This is a genomic window from Halopseudomonas oceani, from assembly GCF_002903165.1.
Lineage (GTDB): Bacteria > Pseudomonadota > Gammaproteobacteria > Pseudomonadales > Pseudomonadaceae > Halopseudomonas > Halopseudomonas oceani.
Genome location: NZ_PPSK01000043.1, coordinates 1 through 5,308 on the forward strand (window position 1 = coordinate 1; position 5,308 = coordinate 5,308).

The following is a 5,308-nucleotide window of genomic DNA, read 5'->3' on the forward strand; positions in this document are numbered from 1 at the left end:
TTTGCAATCTCGCAAGTTCGCGAAGTTGTTTAAATCTGTTTGGCTCGATAACACCAGATTGCTTGGGTGTTATATGGTCAAGCCACACGGGCAATTAGTATTGGTTAGCTCAACGCCTCACAGCGCTTACACACCCAACCTATCAACGTCGTAGTCTTCGACGGCCCTTTAGGGGAGTCAAGCTCCCGGTGAGATCTCATCTTGAGGCAAGTTTCCCGCTTAGATGCTTTCAGCGGTTATCTTTTCCGAACGTAGCTACCCGGCAATGCGTCTGGCGACACAACCGGAACACCAGAGGTTCGTCCAACCCGGTCCTCTCGTACTAAGGTCAGCCCCTCTCAAATCTCAAACGTCCACGGCAGATAGGGACCGAACTGTCTCACGACGTTCTAAACCCAGCTCGCGTACCACTTTAAATGGCGAACAGCCATACCCTTGGGACCGGCTTCAGCCCCAGGATGTGATGAGCCGACATCGAGGTGCCAAACACCGCCGTCGATATGAACTCTTGGGCGGTATCAGCCTGTTATCCCCGGAGTACCTTTTATCCGTTGAGCGATGGCCCTTCCATACAGAACCACCGGATCACTAAGACCTACTTTCGTACCTGCTCGACGTGTTGGTCTCGCAGTCAAGCGCGCTTTTGCCTTTATACTCTACGCACGATTTCCGACCGTGCTGAGCGCACCTTCGTACTCCTCCGTTACTCTTTGGGAGGAGACCGCCCCAGTCAAACTACCCACCATACACTGTCCTCGATCCGGATAACGGACCAGAGTTAGAACCTCAAAGTTGCCAGGGTGGTATTTCAAGGTTGGCTCCACGCAGACTAGCGTCCACGCTTCAAAGCCTCCCACCTATCCTACACAAACAAATTCAAAGTCCAGTGCAAAGCTATAGTAAAGGTTCACGGGGTCTTTCCGTCTAGCCGCGGATACACTGCATCTTCACAGCGATTTCAATTTCACTGAGTCTCGGGTGGAGACAGCGCCGCCATCATTACGCCATTCGTGCAGGTCGGAACTTACCCGACAAGGAATTTCGCTACCTTAGGACCGTTATAGTTACGGCCGCCGTTTACCGGGGCTTCGATCAAGAGCTTCGCCGAAGCTAACCCCATCAATTAACCTTCCGGCACCGGGCAGGCGTCACACCCTATACGTCCACTTTCGTGTTTGCAGAGTGCTATGTTTTTAATAAACAGTTGCAGCGGCCTGGTATCTTCGACCGACGTGGGCTTACGCAGTAAATACTTCACCCTCATCGGCGCACCTTCTCCCGAAGTTACGGTGCCATTTTGCCTAGTTCCTTCACCCGAGTTCTCTCAAGCGCCTTGGTATTCTCTACCTGACCACCTGTGTCGGTTTGGGGTACGATTTCTAGTTACCTGAAGCTTAGAAGCTTTTCCTGGAAGCATGGCATCAACCACTTCGCGTTCTAAAGAACACTCGTCATCAGCTCTCGGCCTTAGCGACCCGGATTTACCTAAGTCACCAGCCTACAACCTTAAACACGGACAACCAACGCCGTGCTGGCCTAGCCTTCTCCGTCCCTCCATCGCAGTAACTAGAAGTACGGGAATATTAACCCGTTTCCCATCGACTACGCCTTTCGGCCTCGCCTTAGGGGTCGACTCACCCTGCGTCGATTAACGTTGCGCAGGAACCCTTGGTCTTCCGGCGAGGGAGTTTTTCACTCCCTTTGTCGTTACTCATGTCAGCATTCGCACTTCTGATACCTCCAGCCAACTTCTCAATTGACCTTCACAGGCTTACAGAACGCTCCTCTACCGCTCATCTTACGATGAACCCGTAGCTTCGGTGTATGGTTTGAGCCCCGTTACATCTTCCGCGCAGGCCGACTCGACTAGTGAGCTATTACGCTTTCTTTAAAGGATGGCTGCTTCTAAGCCAACCTCCTAGCTGTCTAAGCCTTCCCACATCGTTTCCCACTTAACCATAACTTTGGGACCTTAGCTGACGGTCTGGGTTGTTTCCCTTTTCACGACGGACGTTAGCACCCGCCGTGTGTCTCCCGTGCTGACACTCACTGGTATTCGGAGTTTGCATCGGTTTGGTAAGTCGGGATGACCCCCTAGCCGAAACAGTGCTCTACCCCCAGTGGTGATACACGAGGCGCTACCTAAATAGCTTTCGAGGAGAACCAGCTATCTCCGAGCTTGATTAGCCTTTCACTCCTATCCACAAGTCATCCGCTAACTTTTCAACGGTAGTCGGTTCGGTCCTCCAGTGCCTGTTACGGCACCTTCAACCTGCCCATGGATAGATCGCCCGGTTTCGGGTCTATACCCAGCGACTAAACGCCCTATTAAGACTCGGTTTCCCTACGCCTCCCCTAGACGGTTAAGCTCGCCACTGAATATAAGTCGCTGACCCATTATACAAAAGGTACGCAGTCACAGAACAAGTCTGCTCCCACTGCTTGTACGCATACGGTTTCAGGTTCTATTTCACTCCCCTCACAGGGGTTCTTTTCGCCTTTCCCTCACGGTACTGGTTCACTATCGGTCAGTCAGGAGTATTTAGCCTTGGAGGATGGTCCCCCCATGTTCAGTCAACGTTTCACGTGCGCCGACCTACTCGATTTCACAGCTAAGAGTCTTTCGTATACGGGGCTATCACCCACTATGGCCGCACTTTCCAGAGCGTTCTACTAAACTCAAAACTGCTTAAGGGCTGGTCCCCGTTCGCTCGCCACTACTTGGGGAATCTCGGTTGATTTCTTTTCCTCAGGGTACTTAGATGTTTCAGTTCCCCTGGTTCGCCTCACACACCTATGTATTCAGTGTGTGATACCCAGCTTATGCTGGGTGGGTTTCCCCATTCAGAGATCTCCGGATCAAAGGTCATTTGCCACCTCCCCGAAGCTTATCGCAGGCTATCACGTCTTTCATCGCCTCTGACTGCCAAGGCATCCACCGTATGCGCTTATTCACTTGACCATATAACCCCAAACAATCTTAAGTTAATTGCTTAACTCAGATTATTCAGTGATATCGGTTTAAAACAGAATTAACGACAATTCCGGAACTTGCACTTGAGATTACAAGTTTACCTTAGCCACACAACATGCAGTGATACATGCTATGTGTCTGTACTTCTATCACATATCCAAATTTTTAAAGAGCGTCTGGTTCAGAGACCAGATATCAACAATCAATTACTTGATTGTTCATATATGAACTCTGAGTTCCAATCTATGGCGTGTGCTGCGTCGTCCTGGTGGAGCCAAGCGGGATCGAACCGCTGACCTCCTGCGTGCAAGGCAGGCGCTCTCCCAGCTGAGCTATGGCCCCGTTCAGACCTTACACCTCGACAATTGGTGGGTCTGGGCAGATTCGAACTGCCGACCTCACCCTTATCAGGGGTGCGCTCTAACCAACTGAGCTACAGACCCAATCGCCTTTCTTTCTGAATCAAGTAATTCGTGTGAGTGCTTGAGGAACAGCCGAGATCTTTCGATTAAGGAGGTGATCCAGCCGCAGGTTCCCCTACGGCTACCTTGTTACGACTTCACCCCAGTCATGAATCACACCGTGGTAACCGTCCTCCCGAAGGTTAGACTAGCTACTTCTGGTGCAACCCACTCCCATGGTGTGACGGGCGGTGTGTACAAGGCCCGGGAACGTATTCACCGTGGCATTCTGATCCACGATTACTAGCGATTCCGACTTCATGGAGTCGAGTTGCAGACTCCAATCCGGACTACGATCGGTTTTATGGGATTAGCTCCACCTCGCGGCTTGGCAACCCTCTGTACCGACCATTGTAGCACGTGTGTAGCCCTGGCCGTAAGGGCCATGATGACTTGACGTCATCCCCACCTTCCTCCGGTTTGTCACCGGCAGTCTCCTTAGAGTGCCCACCATAACGTGCTGGTAACTAAGGACAAGGGTTGCGCTCGTTACGGGACTTAACCCAACATCTCACGACACGAGCTGACGACAGCCATGCAGCACCTGTGTCAGAGTTCCCGAAGGCACCAATCCATCTCTGGAAAGTTCTCTGCATGTCAAGGCCAGGTAAGGTTCTTCGCGTTGCTTCGAATTAAACCACATGCTCCACCGCTTGTGCGGGCCCCCGTCAATTCATTTGAGTTTTAATCTTGCGACCGTACTCCCCAGGCGGTCTACTTAGTGCGTTAGCTGCGCCACTAAAATCTCAAGGATTCCAACGGCTAGTAGACATCGTTTACGGCGTGGACTACCAGGGTATCTAATCCTGTTTGCTCCCCACGCTTTCGCACCTCAGCGTCAGTATCAGTCCAGGTGGTCGCCTTCGCCACTGGTGTTCCTTCCTATATCTACGCATTTCACCGCTACACAGGAAATTCCACCACCCTCTACTGTACTCTAGCCAGACAGTTATGGATGCAGTTCCCAGGTTAAGCCCGGGGATTTCACACCCATCTTATCAAGCCGCCTACGCGCGCTTTACGCCCAGTAATTCCGATTAACGCTTGCACCCTCTGTATTACCGCGGCTGCTGGCACAGAGTTAGCCGGTGCTTATTCTGTTGGTAACGTCAAAATTGCAGCGTATTAAACTACAACCCTTCCTCCCAACTTAAAGTGCTTTACAATCCGAAGACCTTCTTCACACACGCGGCATGGCTGGATCAGGCTTTCGCCCATTGTCCAATATTCCCCACTGCTGCCTCCCGTAGGAGTCTGGACCGTGTCTCAGTTCCAGTGTGACTGATCATCCTCTCAGACCAGTTACGGATCGTTGCCTAGGTGAGCCATTACCTCACCTACAAGCTAATCCGACCTAGGCTCATCTGATAGCGTGAGGTCCGAAGATCCCCCACTTTCTCCCGTAGGACGTATGCGGTATTAGCGACCCTTTCGAGTCGTTGTCCCCCACTACCAGGCAGATTCCTAGGCTTTACTCACCCGTCCGCCGCTAACTCCAGGAGCAAGCTCCCTTCATCCGCTCGACTTGCATGTGTTAGGCCTGCCGCCAGCGTTCAATCTGAGCCATGATCAAACTCTTCAGTTAAATACTGATTGGGTTTTGAGAAAACCCTAAACTTGGCTCAGCTTTACAAAAAACTCTAGAATTCACAGAGTAACTTGCTTGGCTGATAATCTTTCTGATCATCGAGCACATTCAGCAAGCACCCACACGAATTACTTGATTCAAATTGTTAAAGAGCGATTCGGTCAGCGTTTCCGCCTAACCAAGGCCGCGCATTCTACGCTAACCTCATGTTCTGTCAAGCTTTTATTTGAAGTTTTTGACCGCTTCAAAACCCGCTTGAACAACCCAAAACAGCTTCCGCTTTCC

The 5,308-nt window shown here is 51.3% G+C and carries 2 tRNA genes, 2 rRNA genes and 1 pseudogene; 1 reads left to right on the forward strand and 4 read right to left on the reverse strand.

What is annotated here, in order from left to right:
- Positions 1 to 73: 73 nt before the first annotated feature.
- The 4 genes from C1949_RS19015 to C1949_RS19030 form a co-directional block, all read right to left on the reverse strand.
- Positions 74 to 2,962, reverse strand: a 23S ribosomal RNA gene (locus C1949_RS19015).
- Positions 2,963 to 3,240: 278 nt separating this feature from the next.
- Positions 3,241 to 3,316 (reverse strand) — tRNA-Ala (locus tag C1949_RS19020).
- A gap of 24 nt (positions 3,317 to 3,340) precedes the next feature.
- Positions 3,341 to 3,417 (reverse strand) — tRNA-Ile (locus C1949_RS19025).
- A gap of 66 nt (positions 3,418 to 3,483) precedes the next feature.
- Positions 3,484 to 5,020: ribosomal RNA gene (locus tag C1949_RS19030) — 16S ribosomal RNA — on the reverse strand.
- Together the 16S and 23S rRNA genes with 2 tRNA genes alongside form the textbook arrangement of a ribosomal RNA operon.
- A gap of 78 nt (positions 5,021 to 5,098) precedes the next feature.
- Here C1949_RS19030 and C1949_RS19575 point away from each other — a divergent pair.
- Positions 5,099 to 5,308: pseudogene (locus tag C1949_RS19575) on the forward strand (hypothetical protein); the annotation flags it as partial.